This window comes from Nonomuraea sp. NPDC049624, from assembly GCF_040675255.1.
Classification (GTDB): domain Bacteria; phylum Actinomycetota; class Actinomycetes; order Streptosporangiales; family Streptosporangiaceae; genus Nonomuraea.
This window is the reverse complement of record NZ_JBFAOR010000001.1, coordinates 1,047,504-1,067,329: the sequence shown is the minus strand read 5'-3', so window position 1 is coordinate 1,067,329 and position 19,826 is coordinate 1,047,504. Positions and strand designations below refer to the sequence as shown.

At 69.5% G+C, this 19,826-nt stretch carries 16 protein-coding genes and 1 riboswitch; of the genes, 4 read left to right on the top strand and 12 right to left on the bottom strand.

Annotation, left to right across the window (positions count from 1 at the left end):
* Positions 1–495 precede the first annotated feature (495 nt).
* The 5 genes from AB0J76_RS05575 to AB0J76_RS05555 form a co-directional block, all read right to left on the bottom strand.
* On the bottom strand, positions 496–2,997 hold the full coding sequence (locus AB0J76_RS05575) for an ATP-dependent Clp protease ATP-binding subunit (protein ID WP_352325871.1): 2,502 nt from the start codon (positions 2,995–2,997) through the stop codon (positions 496–498).
* Positions 2,998–4,138: 1,141 nt separating this feature from the next.
* Positions 4,139–4,471 carry an Lsr2 family protein gene (locus AB0J76_RS05570; protein WP_125641669.1) on the bottom strand — a complete coding sequence of 111 codons (333 nt, stop codon included), beginning with the start codon at positions 4,469–4,471 and terminating at the stop codon, positions 4,139–4,141.
* Between the two features lie 525 nt (positions 4,472–4,996).
* Positions 4,997–5,485: an RDD family protein gene (locus tag AB0J76_RS05565; protein ID WP_352325870.1), complete on the bottom strand. Its 489-nt coding sequence runs from the start codon at positions 5,483–5,485 to the stop codon at positions 4,997–4,999.
* Positions 5,486–5,591: 106 nt separating this feature from the next.
* Positions 5,592–7,190: an RDD family protein gene (locus AB0J76_RS05560; RefSeq protein ID WP_352325868.1), complete on the bottom strand. Its 1,599-nt coding sequence runs from the start codon at positions 7,188–7,190 to the stop codon at positions 5,592–5,594.
* An 85-nt stretch (positions 7,191–7,275) separates the two neighbouring features.
* Positions 7,276–7,845, bottom strand: a complete 570-nt coding sequence (locus AB0J76_RS05555) for an amino-acid N-acetyltransferase (RefSeq protein ID WP_352325867.1) — start codon at positions 7,843–7,845, stop codon at positions 7,276–7,278.
* Between the two features lie 287 nt (positions 7,846–8,132).
* A riboswitch (cyclic di-AMP (ydaO/yuaA leader) is annotated at positions 8,133–8,284 on the top strand.
* A 6-nt stretch (positions 8,285–8,290) separates the two neighbouring features.
* Between AB0J76_RS05555 and AB0J76_RS05550 the strand changes: the two genes are divergently transcribed.
* Entirely contained in the window at positions 8,291–9,334 is a 1,044-nt protein-coding gene (locus tag AB0J76_RS05550; protein WP_352325866.1) for an NlpC/P60 family protein, read from the top strand.
* A gap of 86 nt (positions 9,335–9,420) precedes the next feature.
* On the opposite strand, the gene AB0J76_RS05545 is transcribed toward AB0J76_RS05550, so the two are convergent.
* Positions 9,421–9,633: a LuxR C-terminal-related transcriptional regulator gene (locus AB0J76_RS05545; RefSeq protein WP_132597751.1), complete on the bottom strand. Its 213-nt coding sequence runs from the start codon at positions 9,631–9,633 to the stop codon at positions 9,421–9,423.
* Positions 9,634–9,911: 278 nt separating this feature from the next.
* Here AB0J76_RS05545 and AB0J76_RS05540 point away from each other — a divergent pair, with 278 nt between their 5' ends.
* Positions 9,912–11,015: a cytochrome P450 gene (locus AB0J76_RS05540; RefSeq protein WP_364388858.1), complete on the top strand. Its 1,104-nt coding sequence runs from the start codon at positions 9,912–9,914 to the stop codon at positions 11,013–11,015.
* Here the strand turns inward: AB0J76_RS05540 and AB0J76_RS05535 are convergent.
* Positions 11,005–11,403 (bottom strand): helix-turn-helix domain-containing protein, encoded by a 399-nt coding sequence (locus AB0J76_RS05535; RefSeq protein ID WP_352318644.1) that lies wholly within the window; start codon positions 11,401–11,403, stop codon positions 11,005–11,007. The genes AB0J76_RS05540 and AB0J76_RS05535 overlap by 11 nt on opposite strands.
* Before the next feature lie 80 nt (positions 11,404–11,483).
* On the opposite strand from AB0J76_RS05535, the gene AB0J76_RS05530 reads away from it, so the two are divergent.
* Entirely contained in the window at positions 11,484–12,413 is a 930-nt protein-coding gene (locus AB0J76_RS05530; RefSeq protein WP_352318642.1) for an NADP-dependent oxidoreductase, read from the top strand.
* Between the two features lie 47 nt (positions 12,414–12,460).
* On the opposite strand, the gene lysX is transcribed toward AB0J76_RS05530, so the two are convergent.
* Entirely contained in the window at positions 12,461–13,942 is a 1,482-nt protein-coding gene (gene lysX / locus AB0J76_RS05525) for a bifunctional lysylphosphatidylglycerol synthetase/lysine--tRNA ligase LysX (RefSeq protein ID WP_352318640.1), read from the bottom strand.
* Between the two features lie 149 nt (positions 13,943–14,091).
* Between lysX and AB0J76_RS05520 the strand changes: the two genes are divergently transcribed.
* Positions 14,092–14,568, top strand: coding sequence for a hypothetical protein (locus tag AB0J76_RS05520; protein ID WP_352318638.1), 477 nt, complete (start codon positions 14,092–14,094; stop codon positions 14,566–14,568).
* A gap of 66 nt (positions 14,569–14,634) precedes the next feature.
* Here the strand turns inward: AB0J76_RS05520 and AB0J76_RS05515 are convergent, their stop codons facing one another.
* From AB0J76_RS05515 to AB0J76_RS05500, 4 genes are all read right to left on the bottom strand, one after another.
* The gene (locus tag AB0J76_RS05515) at positions 14,635–15,417 is read right to left on the bottom strand and encodes a type III pantothenate kinase (protein ID WP_352318636.1); all 783 of its coding nucleotides are present in this window, start codon (positions 15,415–15,417) and stop codon (positions 14,635–14,637) included.
* Between the two features lie 3 nt (positions 15,418–15,420).
* On the bottom strand, positions 15,421–17,946 hold the full coding sequence (locus AB0J76_RS05510) for an L-aspartate oxidase (protein ID WP_352318634.1): 2,526 nt from the start codon (positions 17,944–17,946) through the stop codon (positions 15,421–15,423).
* A gap of 84 nt (positions 17,947–18,030) precedes the next feature.
* Positions 18,031–18,864: a pantoate--beta-alanine ligase gene (gene panC, locus AB0J76_RS05505; protein WP_352318632.1), complete on the bottom strand. Its 834-nt coding sequence runs from the start codon at positions 18,862–18,864 to the stop codon at positions 18,031–18,033.
* Positions 18,865–18,886: 22 nt separating this feature from the next.
* Complete coding sequence (locus tag AB0J76_RS05500; RefSeq protein WP_352318630.1) at positions 18,887–19,777, bottom strand: DUF2520 domain-containing protein; 891 nt, start codon at positions 19,775–19,777, stop codon at positions 18,887–18,889.
* Between the last annotated feature and the right edge of the window lie 49 nt (positions 19,778–19,826).

Here is a 19,826-nt window from a genome sequence, read left to right as displayed (position 1 = left end):
AACAACCCACCCCACCTCCCGCCCCCAACGGCGACGGCTCGCCCCAGACAGGCAAACAAGAGCCCCACCGCCCTCCTCAGCGCCCAGGGCAAGAGCCCGAGCCCGAGGACCAGACCGCGAACCAAGGACCGGAGACCCGGGCCGGAGAACGGAGACCGGGGTCGGGGGCCGGGGACCAGGGATGGGGCCGGAGACCGGGACCGGAGACCCGGAGACGGGGGCCGTGGGTCGAGGGCAGCATGAGGCCGGTTGCCGTTGCGCCGGGCGTATTGCGGCTCTGGGGCTCTCCTGGTCGCCGAACAAGGGGGCCTGGGCTCTCGTTTACCCCTGCGGCGAGTCGTCGCCGCGTTGGGCGTCCGAGGACCGGGGGGCGAGGGCCGGGGGCCGGGGGCCAGAAGCTGGGGGCCGGGGGCGAAGGGTCGGAAGCCGGGGGCCGGGTTGGGGTCGGGAATGCGAAAACCCCCGCCGGGGCGGGGGTTTTCGGTGACTGGTCCGTCAGTGCTGGATCGGCGCGGCGATCGCCGCGGCCGAGTCCGGGACCGCCGTGGCGGACTCGCCCTTGAAGACGAACTTGGCGTTGTCGCCTTCGCCCTCGATCGTCACCTTCACGACCTGCCCCGGACGGAGCTCGCCATAGAGGATCTTCTCGGACAGGGAGTCCTCCAGCTCGCGCTGGATCGTACGGCGCAGCGGCCGGGCACCCATGACCGGGTCGTAACCGCGGTCGGCGAGCAGCTGCTTGGCCTCCGGCGAGACCTCGAGACCCATGTCGCGGTCCTTCAGCCTGGCGTCGACCTGGGCGAGCATCAGATCCACGATCTTGATGATCTCGTTCGGCGTCAGCTGGTGGAAGACCACGATGTCGTCGACACGGTTGAGGAACTCGGGCCGGAAGTGCTGCTTGAGCTCCTCCTGGACCTTCGCCTTCATCCGCTCGTAGTTGGACTCGGTGTCGTTGGACTTCGCGAACCCGACCCCGATGCCCTTGGAGATGTCCCGGGTGCCGAGGTTGGTGGTCATGATGATGACCGTGTTCTTGAAGTCGACCACGCGGCCCTGGGCGTCGGTCAGGCGACCGTCTTCCAGGATCTGCAGCAGCGAGTTGAAGATGTCGGGGTGGGCCTTCTCGATCTCGTCGAACAGGACCACGGAGAACGGCTTGCGCCGCACCTTCTCGGTGAGCTGGCCGCCCTCCTCGTAGCCGACGTAGCCGGGAGGCGAGCCGAACAGCCGGGAGACGGTGTGCTTCTCCATGAACTCCGACATGTCCAGGCTGATCAGAGCGTCTTCGTCGCCGAAGAGGAACTCCGCCAGAGCCTTGGACAGCTCGGTCTTACCGACACCGGACGGGCCGGCGAAGATGAACGAGCCACCGGGACGGCGCGGGTCCTTCAGACCGGCGCGGGTACGCCGGATGGACCGCGACAGGCCCTTGATGGCGTCGTCCTGGCCGATGATCCGCTTGTGGAGCTCGTCCTCCATGCGGAGCAGGCGCTGGGACTCCTCCTCGGTCAGCTTGAAGACCGGGATGCCGGTGGCGGTCGCCAGGACCTCGGCGATGAGCTCCTGGGTGACCTCGGCCACGACGTCCATGTCGCCGGCCTTCCACTCCTTCTCCCGCCGCTCGCGCTTGAGCTGGAGCTGCTTCTCCTGGTCGCGGAGCGCAGCGGCCTTCTCGAAGTCCTGCGCGTCGATCGCGGACTCCTTGTCGCGGCGGACGTTGGCGATCTTCTCGTCGTACTCGCGCAGGTCCGGCGGAGCGGTCATCCGGCGGATGCGCATCCGGGAACCGGCCTCGTCGATGAGGTCGATCGCCTTGTCGGGCAGGTAGCGGTCGCTGATGTAGCGGTCGGCCAGCTGCGCGGCGGCCACCAGGGCGTCGTCGGTGATGGAGACGCGGTGGTGGGCCTCGTAGCGGTCGCGCAGACCCTTGAGGATCTCGATCGTGTGGCTGAGAGAGGGCTCGGCCACCTGGATCGGCTGGAAGCGGCGCTCCAGCGCGGCGTCCTTCTCGAGGTACTTGCGGTACTCGTCGAGGGTGGTGGCGCCGATCGTCTGCAGCTCGCCGCGGGCCAGCATCGGCTTGAGGATGCTGGCGGCGTCGATCGCGCCCTCGGCGGCGCCCGCGCCGACGAGCGTGTGCAGCTCGTCGATGAACAGGATGATGTCGCCGCGCGTGCGGATCTCCTTGAGCACCTTCTTCAGGCGCTCTTCGAAGTCACCGCGGTAGCGCGAGCCGGCGACCAGGGCGCCGAGGTCAAGCGTGTAGAGCTGCTTGTCCTTCAGCGTCTCGGGCACCTCGCCCCTGACGATCTTCTGCGACAGGCCCTCGACGACGGCGGTCTTGCCGACGCCGGGCTCGCCGATCAGCACCGGGTTGTTCTTGGTCCTCCGGGAGAGGACCTGCATGACCCGCTCGATCTCCTTCTCACGGCCGATGACCGGGTCGAGCTTGCCCTCGCGGGCCGCCTGGGTCAGGTTGCGGCCGAACTGGTCGAGCACCAGGGACGTGGACGGCGCCGACTCCTGGGGACCGCCCGCGGCGGCCGGCTCCTTGCCCTGGTAACCGTGGAGCAACTGGATGACCTGCTGCCGGACACGGTTGAGATCAGCTCCAAGCTTGACCAGCACCTGGGCGGCCACACCCTCACCCTCGCGGATGAGCCCGAGCAGGATGTGCTCGGTGCCGATGTAGTTGTGACCCAGCTGCAAAGCCTCACGGAGCGACAGCTCGAGGACCTTCTTGGCCCGCGGGGTGAACGGAATGTGCCCCGACGGAGCCGACTGGCCCTGGCCGATGATCTCCTCGACCTGCTGACGCACACCCTCAAGGCTGATGCCGAGGCTCTCCAGAGCCTTGGCGGCTACGCCCTCACCTTCATGGATCAAACCAAGAAGAATGTGCTCAGTGCCGATGTAGTTGTGGTTGAGCATCCTGGCCTCTTCTTGGGCCAAGACGACAACACGCCTCGCTCGGTCGGTGAACCTCTCGAACATCTCGTCGCTCCTCACAGAGCGGTCAGTCAGGCCGGTAAATCCGGTCCCGTCATCCCGCATGCTAGCCCTGGCTCGGCGAACCGTGCCCACTGCCGCTGACACGCTCTATAGCAGAGACGTTCCCCGAGAGCAGGGCGTTCACCCTCTATCCAACTACTGTTCGGGGGTGACGTGTTCCCGATACGCCGCAAGCGAACGATGTTTAGGCGCTTCCCGGAAGCGCCTGGAATTCGACGCCCGCGGCCCAGGGCGGACCAACACGGATCGGCCGTCGGACGCCGGGGCGAAGCCGGCCCTGGGGTGCCCGCCGGCCACGCATCTCCGATGCCCGCGCCCGTATCTGTTACGTAATCATCGTATGTGCTGCTCCAAACCGCGTCCAAGCGCGGGCGCTACGCCCTGAGCACAACTCGCCACGCAACGCGCCCCGCGCCTATTCCCCATCGGGTCAGCCGGGTTACCGATCGCGGTGCGCAGGAGGGTCGTGCGACGGGACAATGTGCGGCACACGGGAGAGGCCACCGGTTTTCCATCGTGTCCCACCAGCCGCACGCCCGCGTTTTGCCGGTCGTCCGCGGCCGGCCCGCCGAGAAGCCCGAAGACGGGCGCGGAAGAGAAGCCCGAAGACGGGCCCGAAGAGAGGCTCGAAGACGGGCCCGAAGAGAGGCTCGAACAAGCCCCGACAAGCCCCGAGAACCCCGCACAAGACCGTAAGAAGGCGGAAGTGCCCGGTGACGGAAGAGGGCCTGCGGCGGCGCTCGGGAAGGGACCCGCTGCCCGAATGTGTGGCGGAGCGTCACCGCTTTGCGCATACGCCGCAGGAGCCGGGAAGGTGAACATTGCGGCGGGTGACGGCATTGGCGCGTTCCCGCCGCGGGCGACGAAGACGGACAGCGAGCCCGGCGGCCCGGGAATTGGCCCGGACGCAGGCCGCCAAGCCCGGCACGTTCCACTCACACGCGACGCCTTGTCCGGCGCCACAGGTGAGCAATACGCCCACATTTGGGCGGATTAGAAGATCAACAAGTGGTCGGGGGATTCACGCACTTCCCACAAAAACGATCATGCGCTTATGGCGCTCGCCGGGGTCCTAGGCGAACGGCATAAGCGCATGGTCAGGAGATGGCTCTCTTGACGAGGCTCAGTGAGCCGCTTCGTACTTCTCCACGACGGTGGAGGCGATCCTGCCGCGCTCGCTGACCGGCAGGCCGTGGGCCTTGGCCCACTGCCGGATCTCCGAGCTCTTCTCGCGGCTCATGGCGCGGTTGCCGCCGCGACCACGGCGACGGGCCGACACGGCTCCTGCCCTGCGGGCGTGCTGCACGAAAGGCGTGAGTGCGTCCCTCAGCTTCTTGGCGTTAACGTCGCTGAGGTCAATCTCATAGGAGGAGCCGTCAATAGCGAAGCTGACCGTCTCATTGGCCTCGCCCCCATCGAGGTCATCGATGAGAATCTCCTGGATCTGCTTGGCCATCTACGCAATCCTTTCCCGGAGCATTGTTTCATTCGCTCGCCCAAACATATACCCGGAAAGGCGCGGAGACAATTCAGCGCTACGGGGATTCGGCTGACTGGCAGATCAGTTCTGGTTCTCGGCCTGATCCTGGTGGTTTGCCCGTCGCCCGGCGACCTCCGATCGCAGCAACTTCACCGCGCCAAAGATGAAGGCGCCGCCGACCACGACCGGGGGGATGAGCGCTGACAATACGTCTGTAACGGCTTCCATTCGTCCTCGCCTCCAGGGCTAGCAGGGTTTCGGGGGCGCTAAATACGCATCCCGGCGCGACCTGCGGGACCTGCGGGAGCACGCCGGACGCTCATGACGCCTAGGTGACAACTCACCCGGAACCGACCATAGCCACACACAGTCGCCCTCAGGGAGCAGGGGCACCGACATCCGGCAACCCGGACGTCCCATAGCCTAATGCCAGTCTCTCCAGGCTCCTTACCGGATCAAGGGAAAATTTTGCGAAAAGGCATCTTCCCAGGTGCGGATGCCTCAACGAAGATCTTTTACCACCCGCGTTCCGGCCAGCCTGTCATGCGGCCCGCGCTCCAACGGCTTGTCGATCAGGATGAGCAACCCGACGCCGAACAGCAGCATTCCGGCCAGCAGATTGACCACCGGAATGCCCATCAGCATGACAGGCCCGGGATAGACCAGGGCCCGTTTCAGCAGGGCGCCACGCGGAAGGTCGTCCGGTGCCAGGCGAATCCTCATGATCGCCTGGCCGAAGGTCCGCCGGTGCAGGCAATGGGCCCGCCAGTCATAGGCCGCATAACACAGGCCGGCCAGGAACCAGGCCAAGAGCCCGGGCAGCCGCCCGTCGAACGCCTCCACCGTCCCGACAGTCCGGAAGACGCCCCACAGCGCGATGAACAGAATGTAATAGAAGACCCCGAAGACCAGCGCCTCAATGAAGCGGGCGGCGAGGCGTTCCCACCATTCCGCGGGCACGGCGCCCGGCCACGACGGTGTCCCGGCCATATCCCACCTCACGCGGTCGGCGGTCGTACCCCCCATTTTGGTACGCCCCGCACACACAAAACAGAGGCCGGCGGGAAGCCGGCCCCTGTTTTACGCTGACGCGGGATTACTTGATCTTCACGACCACCGTGCCCGCGAACTTGTCCGCGAACGTCTGCTGCAGCGGCTTGTCCCACAGCTGCGAGGCGCCGTTGACCGCGACGCACGCCCAGGCGAGCAGCGGGCCGAGGAACGGGATGACGCTCAGGATGTAGCCGCCCCAGGTGACGCCGGCGCGCTTGATCGCCAGGTCGGACGTGAGCCCGCCCGGAGGAAGGGCCTGGCCCACCGGCACGACCTTGATCCCCATGACCATCTTGCCGACCGTCTGGCCGTTCATCTTCGTCAGGAAGAACTCGTAGCAGACCCAGACGGCGGTCGTGACGATCGCCGACAGGATGCCGATGACGAATCCCGACAGGATGCCCGAGGTCGAGCCGGTCGCCGAGTCGTAACCGATCGCGAACAGGCCCAGGATCAGGCTGACCACGAAGTTCACGATGCCGAGGATGACACCGTCGATGATCCTCGCGACCAGACGCTGCCACCACTCCGCCAGAGGAGCCGGCGCGCCCGGGGGCTGCACGCCGACGGGCTGACCGTAGGGCTGGCCGTAGCCGGGCTGGCCGTAGGGCTGCGACTGCTGCTGCTGGCCGTATGCCTGGCCGTACTGCTGCTGGTCGCCGTACTGCTGGCCGTAACCCTGTTGCTGGTCGCCGTACTGCTGCTGGGCGTAGCCGCCCTGCTGGCCGTACTGGGCGTCCTGGCCGTAGCCCTGCTGCTGGCCGTAGTCGGGTTGCGACTGCTGGCCGTAGCCCTGCTGGCCGTACTGGGCCTCCTGGCCGTAACCCTGCTGGCCCGACGCGGCCTGCTGGCCGTAGCCGGGCTGGGCGTACTGCTGGCCGGAGGACTGCGGCTGCTGGCCGTAGCCCTGCTGGCCCGAGGCGGCCTGCTGGCCGTACTGGGCGTCCTGGCCGTAGCCCTGCTGCTGACCGTAGTCGGGCTGGGACTGCGGCTGCTGACCGTACTGGGGTTGCTGGCCGTAGCCCTGCTGCCCCGCGGCGGCCTGCTGGCCGTAGCCCTGCTGGCCGTACTGGGCGTCCTGGCCGTAACCCTGCTGACCCGGCGCGGCCTGCTGGCCGTAGCCGGGCTGGGCGTACTGCTGGCCCGAGGCGGGCTGCTGGCCGTAGCCCTGCTGGCCGTACTGGGCGTCCTGGCCGTAGCCGGGCTGCGTGTACTGCTGGCCGGAGGACTGCGGCTGCTGGCCGTAACCCTGCTGGCCCGAGCCGGCCTGCTGGCCGTACTGGGCCTCCTGGCCGTAGCCCGGCTGGGTGTACTGCTGGCCGGAGGACTGCGGCTGCTGGCCGTAACCCTGCTGGCCCGAGGCGGGCTGCTGGCCGTACTGGGGCTGCTGGCCGTACTGGGGCTGCTGGCCGTAGCCCTGCTGCTGGCCGTACTGCTGCTGTTGCTGGCCGTACTGCTGTTGCTGGCCATAGCCCTGTTGCTGCTGCTGACCATATGGGGGCTGGCCGAAGGCATCGTCCGCCCGGTAGCCGACCACAGTCACGTCCGGGTCGGGCTCACCGGGCCGACGGCCGTGGTGCTGCCCGTACTCGGGGTTCTCGCCGGAATCGTCCTGTGGGTACGGCGGCTGTCCGGTGCTCACCGTGTCACCTCGCTTCGAGTGCGCATGTGGCACGTGTCAGGACACATGCCTGTGCTGCCCAACGTATCGACATAGGTATCAACAATCACCTTTCCAAGTGGTCAAGGTCCGCGTCACCCGATGTCAGATGCAGCAGCATGCGGGTGTTGCCAAGGGTGTTCGGTTTGACGTGTTCCAGATCAAGGAACTCCGCCACACCCTCGTCGTACGAGGCCAGCAACTCGGCGTAGACCTCGGGTGAGACCGGGGTGCCCTGGATGGGGCGGAAACCGTGCCTCGCGAAGAAGTCGACCTCAAAAGTCAGACAGAATACACGCCGCAGCCCCAGATCCTTCGCCTGCCGGACGAGTGCCGAGACGATCCGCCGCCCCACGCCCAGCCCCCGGCACGCGGGATCGACGGCCACCGTACGGACCTCGGCGAGGTCCTCCCACAGCACGTGGAGCGCGCCGCAGCCGACGACCTCCCCGTCCCGCTCGGCCACCCAGAACTCCTGGACGTCCTCGTACAGCGTGACCGTGGCCTTCTCCAGGAGCCGCGGACCCGCGCCCGCGTAGGTGTCCACGAGACGCCTGATCGCACGCACGTCGGGCGTGCGGGCACGCCTGACCACGACCGCGGTCTCGGGGACTGCCACTTCGGCCACCTGCTCCATGGCTCTCCAGGGTACAGATCTCATTACGGCTCGGCCCTAAATCCCACGTCTCGGGCATCTCATCACATCCCGTGGTCGAGCGAACACGAGCCGACTTGGAGCTTTCCTCCAGACCTCAGCGCCCCGAATGCTGGACAAAAGGTGCAGAAGCCCGCTTCCGTACGGCTACCCACGAGATCACCTTGTGACCCTTCAGTTGTGAAACCTCTACAGACTCGGCAGTTCCGGTTGAGCGTGAACCCGGAGTGCATTAGTGTCCAGCGACGATGTTCTCCGCGTAATGCGCGCGGAAAGACACGCCCAATTCCCGCAAGGGAAGCCGGGGAACCAACGGCGGCGAGCAGCCAGCGCCGCCACTTGGGGTGAATCCGACCATCTCGGTAGGGCTGCTCCGGCCCGAACCCGTCAGCTAACCCGGCCGGCGTCGATGAGAGGAGCTCGGTTGGTGAAGCGGACGCTCGACCGCTCGGGGAAGACGGGGGGCAGGCACGCCCGCCCCCAGGAACAGGCCAGGCGCGCACGCCGCCTCGGCGTCATCGGCGTCACCGTCGCCGCGATGCTGTTCGCCGTCCCCGTCGGTTCCGCCGCCGCCGACCCGAAGCCGTCGCTCTCCGAGCTCTCCGACCAGGTGGAGAAGCTGCACGAAGAGATCGAGACGCTGGCCGAGCAGTACAACGAGCAGCGCGAACGGCTGAAGGCCGCGCAGAAGGCCAACGACTCCGCCCAGAAGATCCTGGCCACCAGCGAGTCCGACCTGGCCGCCAGGCGCGCCAGGGCCTCGCTGCTCGCCCAGAACGCCTACATCACCGGCGGCCTGGACAAGGCCCTGGCCTTCGCCCAGTCCGGCGACCCCGAGACCTTCCTCGACCGGGCCGCGACCACGTACGCGCTCGAACAGCAGCAGGGCGAGGAGGTCAACCAGCTCGCCAAGGCCATGGAGGCCGCCGAGCGGGCCAGGGCCGGCGCGAAGACCCGCATCGCCGAGGTCCAGAAGATCGTCACCGATCTGGAGGCCAAGCGCTCGAAGATCACCAAGCTGGTCACCAAGGTGGAGAGCAACCTCTACCGGCGGGCCATGGGCGAGGCCGGCCGTCCCGGCACCCGGGCCGTACGCGTCAACCTGCCGGTCATCGGCGACGGCAAGGCGGCCCAGGCCGTCAAGTGGGCCCTCACCCAGCAGCTCAAGCCGTACGTGTGGGGCGCCGAAGGGCCGCGCTCCTACGACTGCTCCGGCCTGGTGATGGCCGCCTACCAGCGTGTGGGCATCTCGCTCCCCCACTACACCGGCGACCAGTGGACGGCCGGCACGCACGTCAGCCGTGACCAGCTGCGCCCCGGCGACCTGGTGTTCTTCTACAGCGACCTGCACCACGTCGGCATCTACATCGGCGGCGGCATGATGGTCCACGCCCCGCGCACGGGTGACGTCGTGCGGGTCGCCCCGATCGGCGGGCGGCCGTTCGCCGGCGGCGTGCGCATCGCGGACTGACCGGCGCCCCACACCGCCCCAGCGCCACACCGCCCAGCCCCACTTCATCCAGCGCCACTTCGCCCAGCGCCGCCAGATGAGCGCCGCTAGATGAGCTGGCGGCGCGCCGCCCATGCCACGGCCTCGATCGCCGTGGCCACGCCGATGCGGTCGCAGATGCCCCTCAGCCTGCGCCGTACGGTCCGTCCGCTGATGTCCAGCCGCCTGCCGACCCGATCGACGGTCACCCCCCTGGCCAGTTCGGCCAGTAACGCCAAATCCGCGTGGCTCAGCTCAACGCCTTCTGTGAGCACATCCACCGGGAGCCCTCCCCCCAACAGCAGAACTCGGACCTTTCAGGCGAAGCAAAGCCGCTCGTCTCGGTGAAGGTAAACGCATCGCGGAAAGGTCGTCAAGCGCGACAATCGGCGCCCTTGACCAGTGCTATTGACATGATCACTTATATGTGACGTACTCCGCATATGTCGGCACGCCGTGATCAGCTATGAACGGTCCAAACGATCAATTCGGCGGCCCGGTTCCACCTCCGATGAGCGCCACCGACGTGCTGGGTTTTGATCCCTCGGATCCGCAATTTGTGCGCGATCCGTACGTCCGATATCGCGAGCTGCGAGCCGCCGGGCCGATCTTCAGAACGCGCGGCGGGCTGCTCGTCGTGACCACGTACGAGTTGTGCGCGGCCGTGCTGCGCGACCCCGGGTTCGGTCACGGAACGTCCCCGCCCGCGCAGGAAGAGGCAGGTCAGCCCGGCAGGTCGTTCCTGCTCATGGACCCGCCCGATCACACCCGGTTGCGTGCTCTGGTCAGCCGCGCGTTCACGCCGCGCATGGTGGCCCGCCTCAGGCCGCGGATCGAGGCGATCACCGCCGACCTGATCGGACGGCTGCCGGAGGAGGCGGAGCTGATTTCCGGCTTCGCGTACCCGCTGCCGGTGATGGTGATCAGCGAGATGCTCGGGGTGCCGCCGGAGGACCACGACCGCTTCCGCGGGTGGAGCGAGGCCCTTGCCCGCGGACTTGACCCGATGCTGACAGACGCCCTCATGTCGGAAACAGAGCGTTCCAGGAACGAGTTCCGCGACTACTTCCGCCGCCTGATCGCGCGGCGGCGCGAGCATCCCGGGGAGGACCTCCTGAGCGCCCTCGCCCACGTCGAGGAGCTCACCGAGGCCGAGTTGCTGGCGACCTGCGTGCTGCTGCTCGTGGCCGGCCACGAGACCACCGTCAACCTCATCGCGAACGGCGTGCTGAACCTGCTGCGGCACGGCCTGCTGCACCGCGCCGCCGAGCGGCCGAGGGAGGTGGTCGAGGAGGTGCTGCGCTTCGATCCGCCGGTCCAGCTCACCTCCAGGATCGCGCTGGAGGACCGGGAACTGGGCGGCACGCCGGTGCCCGCGGGCACCGGCGTGCTCGTGCCGATCGGCGCGGCCAACCGCGACCCGGCCGCGTTCGCCGATCCGGACCGGTTCGACCCCGGCCGCGAGCCCGGCCGGCATCTGGCCTTCGGGCTCGGCCTGCACTTCTGCCTGGGGGCGACGCTGGCCAGGATGGAGGGCGAGATCGCGCTGTCGGCGCTGGCCGCGGCGGCGCCGAAGATGGAGGCCGCCGATCCGGAGCCGCCGTACAAGGAGAACGTGGTGCTGCGCGGGCTGGCCCGGCTGCCGGTGCGGCTCAGGCGGTAGCGTCGTAGCGTTCCCTGGCGGCCTCGACGTCCTCGATGTGCTCCTCGGCCCACGCCTTGATGGCGATGACCAGCGGCATCAGGCTCTCGCCCAGCGGGGTGAGCGCGTAGTCGACGCGCACCGGCACCTGCGGCGTGACGCGGCGCGCCACCAGGCCGTCGCGCTCCAGGCCGCGCAGCGTCTGGGTGAGCATCTTCTGGCTGACCCCCGCGATGTGCCTGGCCAGGTCGCTGTAGCGACGCTCGCCGCCGGCCAGCGCGCTGAGCACCAGCGTGACCCATTTGTCGCTGAGCCGGTCGAGCAGCTTGCGTGAAGGGCATTCGGCGAAGTAGGCGTCGAAGGCCAGTCTCGCCTGGTCACGCCGCTGCGCCGCCGTCGTGGTCGCCATCGTCTCACTCCTCGCCGTGTGTTACGCACTTCCAGGTGCCTACTTACTGAAAGAGAGTAACTCTTCCTAGGGTCGTCGGCATGACGAACATGCGTGCACTCATCGGCGGCTCCGGCGCTCCCCGGCTGGTGTCCGCGCCGCTGCCGACGGCGGGGCCCGGCCAGGTGCGGGTCAAGGTGGCCGCGGCCGGGGTCAACCCCTTCGACCTGGCCGTGGCGTCCGGGGCCCTGGCCTCGTACGGGCTGGCCAGGAAGCTGGACTCGTACGGGATCGGCTTCGACGCCGCGGGGACCGTCGACCAGGTGGGCCCGGGGGCCTCCTTCAGCGTGGGAGAGGAGGTCGTGGGGCTCTGCGCGCGGCTGGAGCTGCCGTACAAGGCGCAGGCCGAGTACGTCGTGCTGGACGCCCCGGCGGTGGCCCGCGCCCCGCGCGGCGTGAGCCCCGTCCACGCGGCCACGCTGCCGCTGAACGGGCTCACCGCCTGGCAGGCGCTCGACCGGACCGGCGTCGGGCCGGGCGGCACGCTGCTGGTCACGGGGGCGGCGGGGGCCGTCGGAGGCTACCTGGTGGAGCTGGCCGCCGTGCGCGGCGTCAGGGTGGTGGCCGCCGCCGGCGCCGCGGACGAGGAGCTGGTACGCGGCTTCGGGGCGGAATGGTTCGTCCCCCGCGAGGAGGACCTGGCCGAGGCCGTACGGGCGCGGGTGCCCGGTGGTGTGGACGCCGTCGTGGACGCGGCCGTGCTGGGCCTGCCCGCGCTCGACGCCGTACGGGACGGCGGAGCGTTCGTGGCGCTCGCGTCGGGGGTCGCGCCGGTGCCGCTGCGCGGCACGGACGTGGCCACCGTGCTGTTCCGCTCGGACGCCCGGCAGCTCGCGGAGCTGGTGCGCCTGGTCGAGGCCGGACGGCTGACGCTGCGGGTGGCCGGGACGTACCCGCTGGAGAAGGCCGCCGACGCCCATGTCCGCCTGGCCGAGGGCGGCCTGCGCGGACGGCTGGTGCTGGTGCCCTGACCGCTGGGTCCGGCGCCCCACGCCTGCGCGGGGCGCCGGACGGCGGCTCAGTGGGTGGGCTTGACCAGCGGGAACAGGATGGTCTCGCGGATGTTCTTGCCGGTGAAGGCCATGATCATGCGGTCGATTCCGGCGCCCATGCCACCCGTGGGCGGCATCGCGTACTCGAGGGCCTGCAGGAAGTCCTCGTCGAGCTGCATCGCCTCAAGGTCGCCGCCCGCGGCCAGCAGCGACTGCTCGACCAGGCGGTGACGCTGGTCGATCGGGTCGTTGAGCTCGGAGTAGCCGGTGCCGAGCTCGGTGCCGAACCCGATGAGGTCCCACTTCTCGGTCAGCAGCGGGTTGTCGCGGTGGAGGCGGGCCAGCGGCGAGGTCTCCAGCGGATAGTCCATGACGAACGTCGGCTGCACGAGCGTGTGCTCGACCAGCGCCTCGAACAGCTCCTGGACGAGCTTGCCCGACCCCCACTTGGCGTCCCAGTGGACCTCACGGCGGTCGGCGATCTTCCGCAGCTGCTCAAGGGTGGTCTCGGTGGTGATCTCCTCGCCCACGGCGTCGGACACCAGGTCGTAGAGCCGGACCCGCGGCCACTTCTCCAGGCCGAGGTCGATCTCGACGCCGTCGTGCACGACCACGGTGGTGTCCAGGGCGGCCACGACGGCCTTCTGGTACATGCGCTGCGTCAGGTCGGCGATGTCGTTGTAGTCGAGGTAGGTGCCGTAGGCCTCGAGCATGGTGAACTCGGGGTTGTGCGTGGAGTCGGCGCCCTCGTTGCGGAAGTTGCGGTTGATCTCGAAGACCTTCTCGACGCCGCCGACCACCAGCCGCTTGAGGTAGAGCTCGATCGCGATGCGAAGGTAGAGCTCCATGTCGTAGGCGTTGATGTGGGTCTTGAACGGCCGGGCCGTCGCGCCGCCGTGGATGGGCTGCAACATCGGGGTCTCGACCTCGAGGTAGCCCTCCTCGTGCCAGAAGTCGCGCACCGCGCGCACGGTCGCGCTGCGCACCCGCGCCATCTTCCTGGCCTCGTCGTTGACGATGAGGTCGACGTAGCGCTGGCGCACCCGCGCCTCGGGGTCGGTGAGGCCGACGTGCTTCTCCGGCAGCGGCCGCAGGCACTTGGCGGTGATCTGCCAGCTGTCGGCGAGGATCGACAACTCGCCGCGGCGCGAGGTGATGACCTCGCCGGTCACGCCGACGTGGTCGCCCAGGTCGACGTCGCGCTTCCAGGCGGCCAGCGACTCCTCGCCGACCTTGTCGAGCGAGATCATGACCTGCAGGTCGGCGCCGCCGTCGCGGAGCGTGGCGAAGCAGAGCTTGCCGCCCACGCGGTTGAGCATGACGCGGCCCGCGACCCCGACCGTCTCACCGGTGGCGGTGTCGGGCTCCAGGCCCTGGTGTTTCTCCCTGACCTCGGCGTTGGTCGCCGTGCGTGGGAAGTTCACCGGGTAAGGGTCGACGCCCTCGCTGCGGAGGCGGTCGAGCTTTTCCCTCCGGATGCGCATCTGCTCTGGAAGTTCCTCGCTCACAACAACAAAGCGTAGGGGATACGGCGAACTGCAAGCGCTCGTGACGGTTCCCTGCAGGGGGGCTGCAAGGACCCTTTTGTACCAATGACTCACGAGCTCCGAGGGGAGCCGGCAAGGAGCCGGCCCGAGGGGGGGCTCCGGGAGAGATCATGATGAAGAAGATCGCGACGGGCATCCTCGCCATCGCCGCCACCAGCGCCGTGGCCCTGTCGCTTCCTTCGGCCGCCAGCGCCACCACCGCCGACTTCGACGACTACTCCGACTACTGGGGCCCGGTGTACGCCAAGTACCACCTGGCCAAGGCCCAGGGTCACGTCAGCGTCGAGTGGGACGAGGAGGACTCCAACGAGGTCCACGTCACCGGCCGGCTGTACGACCTGGACAACCGCGACTACGACGAGGGCGGCAAGTGCGCGTACGTGAAGTTCCAGGCCGAGGACTCCGACGGCGACTGGTCCACGGTCTACACCAGGAAGTACTGCGGCTTCCCCGGCTACAAGAAGTTCCACTTCGAGGAGAACGACGTCTTCACCCTGCGGGCCAAGGTCTGCCAGGTTCCCGAGCAGGGCACCTTCGCCACCAAGTGCGGCCCCTGGAGCGAGCTCTACAGCGCCGAGAACGAGTGACCCCTCGCCGGCGACACCACGACCGACAGGCGGCCCCCTTCCCGAGCGGGGGCCGCTTGTCACGTTCTAAGCGGTATTGCGGTGATAAATCAGGCGCAAGCCGATGAGGGTCAGCCACGGCTCGTGCACGTCTATCGAGCGCGACTCGCCGACCACCAGCGCCGCGTGGCCGCCGGTCGCCACGACGGTCACCTCGTCGGGGTCGTCGGCCAGCTCGGCGGCCATGCGCTCGACGATGCCGTCGACCTGGCCGGCGAAGCCGTAGATGATGCCGGCCTGCAACGCCTCGACCGTGTTCTTGGCGATCACCGAGCGCGGCCTGACCAGCTCGACCTTGTGCAGCTGGGCGCCGGCGGCGGCCAGGGCGTCGACCGAGATCTCGATGCCGGGAGCGGTGACCGCCCCGACGTACTCGCCCTTGGCCGACACCGCGTCGAAGGAGGTGGCGGTGCCGAAGTCGACGATGATGCACGGGCCGCCGTACTGGTCGATGGCGGCCAGGGCGTTCACGATGCGGTCGCTGCCCACCTCTTTGGGGTTGTCCATGCGCACCGGCACGCCCGTGCGCACGCCGGGCTCCACGATCACGGCGGTGACGTCGCCGTAGTAGCGGCGGCACATCTCCCGCATCTCGTTGAGCACGCTGGGCACGGTCGAGCAGATGGCGATGCCGCTGATGTCGGCGCCCTTGAGCAAGGGTGACTGGGCCAGCAGCCCCTGGAGCACGACGGCGATCTCGTCGGCGGTGCGGCGGGCGTCGGTGGCCAGCCTCCAGTGCTCGATGACGTCCTCGCCCTCGAACAGCCCCAGCACCGTGTGCGTGTTGCCGACGTCGATCGTGAGCAGCATCAATTACCCCCGCAAATCCAGTGCGATGTCCAGGGCCGGCGCCGAGTGGGTAAGCGCTCCCACCGCAAGGTAGTCAACGCCAGTTTCAGCCACATCACGAGCCGATTCCAAGGTCAATCCCCCACTCGCTTCAAGCGCAACCCTGTTTTTCGCCCGACTCTTCACGATTTGTACGGCATGTACGGTGTCCTCGACCGTGAAGTTGTCCAGAAGGATCTCCTCGGCGCCCTCGTCCAGCAGGGGCTCCAGCTGGTCGAGCCGGTCGATCTCGACCTCGATCGGCAGCTCGGGAAAGCGCTCCCGCACCGCGCGGTACGCCTCGGCCACGCCGCCGGCCGCCACCACGTGGTTGTCCTTGATCAGGGCCGCGTCCGACAGCGACATGCGGTGGTTGACGCCGCCGCCGCAGCGCACGGCGTACTTCTCCAGGGACCGCAGACCCGGCAGGGTCTTGCGGCTGTCGCGCACCCGCGCCCGCGTGCCCTCGATCGCGGCCACCCACCTGGCGGTCAGCGTGGCCACCCCGGACAGGTGCGTGAGCAGGTTGAGCGCGGTGCGCTCGGCGGTCAGCACGGCCCGCGTCGGGCCCTCGACCGTCATCAGCACGTCGCCGGCCGCCACCCGCTCGCCGTCCTTGGCCCGCCGCTCGGCGCGGCCGGCGCCCAGCCGGAGGAAGACCGCCTCGGCCACGGCCAGCCCGGCCACCACGCCGTCCTTGCGGGCGACCACGTCGGCGGCCGAACGCTGCTCGGCCGGGATCGTGGCCAGGCTGGTCACGTCGCCCGCCTCCTGCAGGTCCTCTTCGAGTGCGCGGTCGATCAGCGCGTCGACCTCGGCCGGGTCGAGCCCGGCGGCGGTCAGCTCCTGCGCCAGCCGCGGCGGCATCGCCTCGCCGTGCGGGGTGTACGTCATGCGAAGGCCCTCCTCGGTCAGGGTCACGTCCAGGTGGCCCAGCCACTCATTGTCGTCCCGGCTCTCGTGGTCCTCGCGCCAGTGGGAGCCGCGCGTCTCCAGCCTGGCCGCCGCCACACCGGTCAGGACGGCGGCGACGGTGAGCAGGTTGCTCGCCTCCCACGACTCGGTGCAGGCGGGCACCTCGACCGGCGTCCAGAGCGCGTCGCGCAGCGCCTTCGACGTGGCCTGCAGCGACGCGCGGCTGCGCAGCACCCCGGCGCCGGCGCTCATGTGCGCCTGGAGCCTGGGCCTCACCCTGGGGTCCACCAGGCCCGTCGCGGCCCGCCCCGCGACCGGCTCGCCCGGCTCGGGACGCGTGCGGTGGATGTCCTCGGCGATGCGCTCGGCGAAGACCAGGCCCTCCAGCAGCGAGTTCGAGGCCAGCCTGTTGGCGCCGTGGACGCCGGTGCAGGCGACCTCGCCGCAGGCGTACAGACCCTCGATCGAGGTACGGCCGGACAGGTCGGCGCGGACGCCGCCGCTGGCGTAGTGGGCGGCCGGGGAGACGGGGATCGGCTCGGTGACCGGGTCGATGCCATGCTCCCGGCAGACGGCGTAGATGGTGGGGAAGCGGCTCTCCCATTTGTCCCTGCCGAAGTGACGGCCGTCGAGGAACACGTGGTCGCGGCCGGTCTCGAGCATGGTCCTGGTGATCGCCTTGGCCACGACGTCGCGCGGAGCCAGGTCGGCCAGCTCGTGCACGCCCTGCATGAACCGGTTGCCCTCGTGGTCGACGAGGAAGGCGCCCTCGCCCCTGACCGCCTCGGAGATCAGCGGCTGCTGGCCGGTCGAGCCCTCCCCCAGCCACAACACGGTCGGGTGGAACTGCACGAACTCGATGTCGCGCACGACTGCGCCCGCCCTGAGCGCGAGCGCCACGCCGTCGCCGGTGGACACGACCGGGTTGGTGGTCGCGGCGTAGACCTGGCCCATGCCGCCGGTGGCCAGCACCACCGCCCGCGCCAGGACCGCCCCGACGCCGTCACGCGCGCCCTCGCCCATGACGTGCAGGGTCACCCCCCTGGCCCGGCCGCGGGCGTCCTTGAGCAGGTCGAGCACGAGCGCGTGCTCGATCACCTCGATCGATCCGGCGCGCACCGCCTCGACCAGCGCCCGCTGCACCTCGGCGCCCGTGGCGTCGCCGCCGGCGTGCACGATCCGGTGGCGCCGGTGGCCGCCTTCCCTGGTGAGCTGGAGCTCGCCGTCAGGGGTGCGGTCGAACCGCGCGCCGCGCTCCATGAGCCGCCGCAGCGCGCCCGGCCCCTCGGTCACCAGGGTCCGTACGGCCCTGGTGTCGCACAGCCCGACCCCGGCGAGCAACGTGTCGCTCAGGTGCTCGTCGGGGGTGTCGCGCGGGTCGAGCACGGCGGCGATGCCCCCCTGGGCCCACTTGGTGGACCCGGCGGACAACACGTCCTTGGTGACGACCAGGATCTTGGCCGCGGGATCCAGCTCGGCATGGCGCAGCGCCACGGTCAGGCCCGCGACGCCGGAGCCGACGACGACCACGTCCGCCTCGACGGTCCAGCCGGGGTCGGGGGCCGTCAGACGCTGGGGAATCGCCGGTGCACTCATGGGGGTCTCCTCACTGAGGCGATTTCGTCACTATGACGATAACGCCTGCCGCAGCGTGGACATGCCCCGGGGGCGCCGTACGGATCAGGGGCGAAGGCTCAGGACGACGTTGTCGATCAGCCGGGTGCCGCCCACCCTGGCCGCCACGGCGAGCACGGCCGAGCCCTCGTAGGAGTCGTCGACCTCCTTGAACGTGGCCGGATCGACCAGCGCCAGGTAGTCGAGGTCGAGGTCGGGCCCGGCCTCGTCGAGCACCGCGCGGGCGGTGGACCGGATCGCGCCGGCGGTGAGCTCGGCCGCGCCCGCCCGCAGGGCGCGGGACAGGGCCAGCGCGACCGTGCGGTCGTCGGCCGACAGGTAACGGTTGCGGCTGGACAGGGCCAGGCCGTCGGGCTCGCGCACGGTGGGCGCTCCGACGATCTCCACGGCCAGGTCGAGGTCGGCCACCATGCGGCGGATGACGGCGAGCTGCTGGGCGTCCTTCTGGCCGAAGATCGCCACGTCGGGGCGGACCAGGTTGAACAGCTTGAGCACCACCGTCAGCACGCCGTCGAAGTGGCCCGGCCTGGAGGCGCCCTCGACGATCGTGCCCATCTCGCCCGCGCAGACGCTCACCTGGCGGTCGGGGCGGTACATGTCCTCGGGCGAGGGCGCGAACACGACGTGCACGTCCTCCTCGCGGCACACGTCGAGGTCGGCGTCGAACGTACGGGGATAGCGGGAAAAATCCTCGTTAGGACCGAATTGCAGCGGGTTGACGAAGATGCTCACCACGACCTGCTCGGCGCGCACCCGGGCGGCCCTGATCAGCGACCGGTGGCCCTCGTGCAGCGCGCCCATGGTCGGCACCAGCGCCACCCGGCCCGTGCCACGAGCCTTCGCCAGGTCGTCCCGGTTGCCGGCCACGATCAGATCCATTGCTGCCCTCCACACCCGACGGTCAGGTCCATATATTGCCCCCAAGCGCGTCGAGCAGCCGCTCCGCCTCCTCCGGTTTGAGCAGCCCCGCGGCCAGCGCCCGGTCGGCGGTGAGCCGGGCCAGCGCGATGTAGGCGTCGGCGGCCTCGGGGGCGGCCAGGATCAGCGCGTCGACGTGTTTGCGCACCGTGCCCGCGTCGCCGCGGACGACCGGCCCGGTCAGCCCGGCGATGCCCAGCCGCAGCACGTTGTCGAGCGCCGCGCCGAGCAGCGGGCCCAGCATCCGGCCCGGGTGCTCGACGCCGATGCGCCCGAGCAGCTCCTCGGACTCGGCGATGAGGGTGACCATGTGGTTGGCGGCGTTGGCCAGGGCCGCGTGGTAGAGCGCGCGGTCGCTCTCGGCGATCCAGACCGGCTCGCCGCCCATCTCGATCACCAGCGCCTCGGCGACCGGCCGCAGCAGGTCGGGCGCGGTGACGCCGAACGAGATGCCGGTGATCTTGTTGAGGTCGTCGTCGCGGCCGGTGAAGGTCATGACCGGGTGGAGCGCGAGCGGCAGCGCGCCCACCCCGGCGGCGGGTTCGAGCACCGACAGGCCGTACGCGCCGCTGGTGTGGACGAGCAGCTTGCCCTGGAGGTCGGCGCCCGTACGGGCCAGGCCGGCCACGAGGTCGGGCAGCGCGTCGTCGGGGACGGTCAGCAGGATGAGCTGGGCGGCGGCCACCACCTCGTCGGGCCGCGTCAGCTCCACCCCGAGCCGGTCGGCGGCCCACCTCCGCGACCTGTCGGAGACCCCGCTCGCGGCCACGATCCGGTGGCCCGCCTGCGCCAGCGCGGCGCCGAGCGCGGAGCCGACCTTGCCCGCGCCGAGCACGCCGACGGTCAGCCGAGCCGGGCGATCACCTGCGTCCATGACGTCTCACCCCTGTCGACCGTGATGGCACTGCCGACCAGCGTAACCG

What these genes read in the sequence shown, in the direction of transcription:
- panC (WP_352318632.1), bottom strand. Translation starts at nt 18,864, where the DNA reads ATGGATCTGATCGTGGCCGGCAACCGGGACGACCTGGCGAAGGCTCGT.
- AB0J76_RS05515 (WP_352318636.1), bottom strand. Translation starts at nt 15,417, where the DNA reads ATGCTGCTCACGATCGACGTCGGCAACACGCACACGGTGCTGGGGCTG.
- AB0J76_RS05500 (WP_352318630.1), bottom strand. Translation starts at nt 19,777, where the DNA reads ATGGACGCAGGTGATCGCCCGGCTCGGCTGACCGTCGGCGTGCTCGGC.
- AB0J76_RS05535 (WP_352318644.1), bottom strand. Translation starts at nt 11,403, where the DNA reads ATGGCGACCACGACGGCGGCGCAGCGGCGTGACCAGGCGAGACTGGCC.
- AB0J76_RS05530 (WP_352318642.1), top strand. Translation starts at nt 11,484, where the DNA reads ATGACGAACATGCGTGCACTCATCGGCGGCTCCGGCGCTCCCCGGCTG.
- AB0J76_RS05510 (WP_352318634.1), bottom strand. Translation starts at nt 17,946, where the DNA reads ATGAGTGCACCGGCGATTCCCCAGCGTCTGACGGCCCCCGACCCCGGC.
- AB0J76_RS05570 (WP_125641669.1), bottom strand. Translation starts at nt 4,471, where the DNA reads ATGGCCAAGCAGATCCAGGAGATTCTCATCGATGACCTCGATGGGGGC.
- AB0J76_RS05520 (WP_352318638.1), top strand. Translation starts at nt 14,092, where the DNA reads ATGATGAAGAAGATCGCGACGGGCATCCTCGCCATCGCCGCCACCAGC.
- AB0J76_RS05555 (WP_352325867.1), bottom strand. Translation starts at nt 7,845, where the DNA reads ATGGAGCAGGTGGCCGAAGTGGCAGTCCCCGAGACCGCGGTCGTGGTC.
- AB0J76_RS05565 (WP_352325870.1), bottom strand. Translation starts at nt 5,485, where the DNA reads ATGGCCGGGACACCGTCGTGGCCGGGCGCCGTGCCCGCGGAATGGTGG.
- AB0J76_RS05575 (WP_352325871.1), bottom strand. Translation starts at nt 2,997, where the DNA reads ATGTTCGAGAGGTTCACCGACCGAGCGAGGCGTGTTGTCGTCTTGGCC.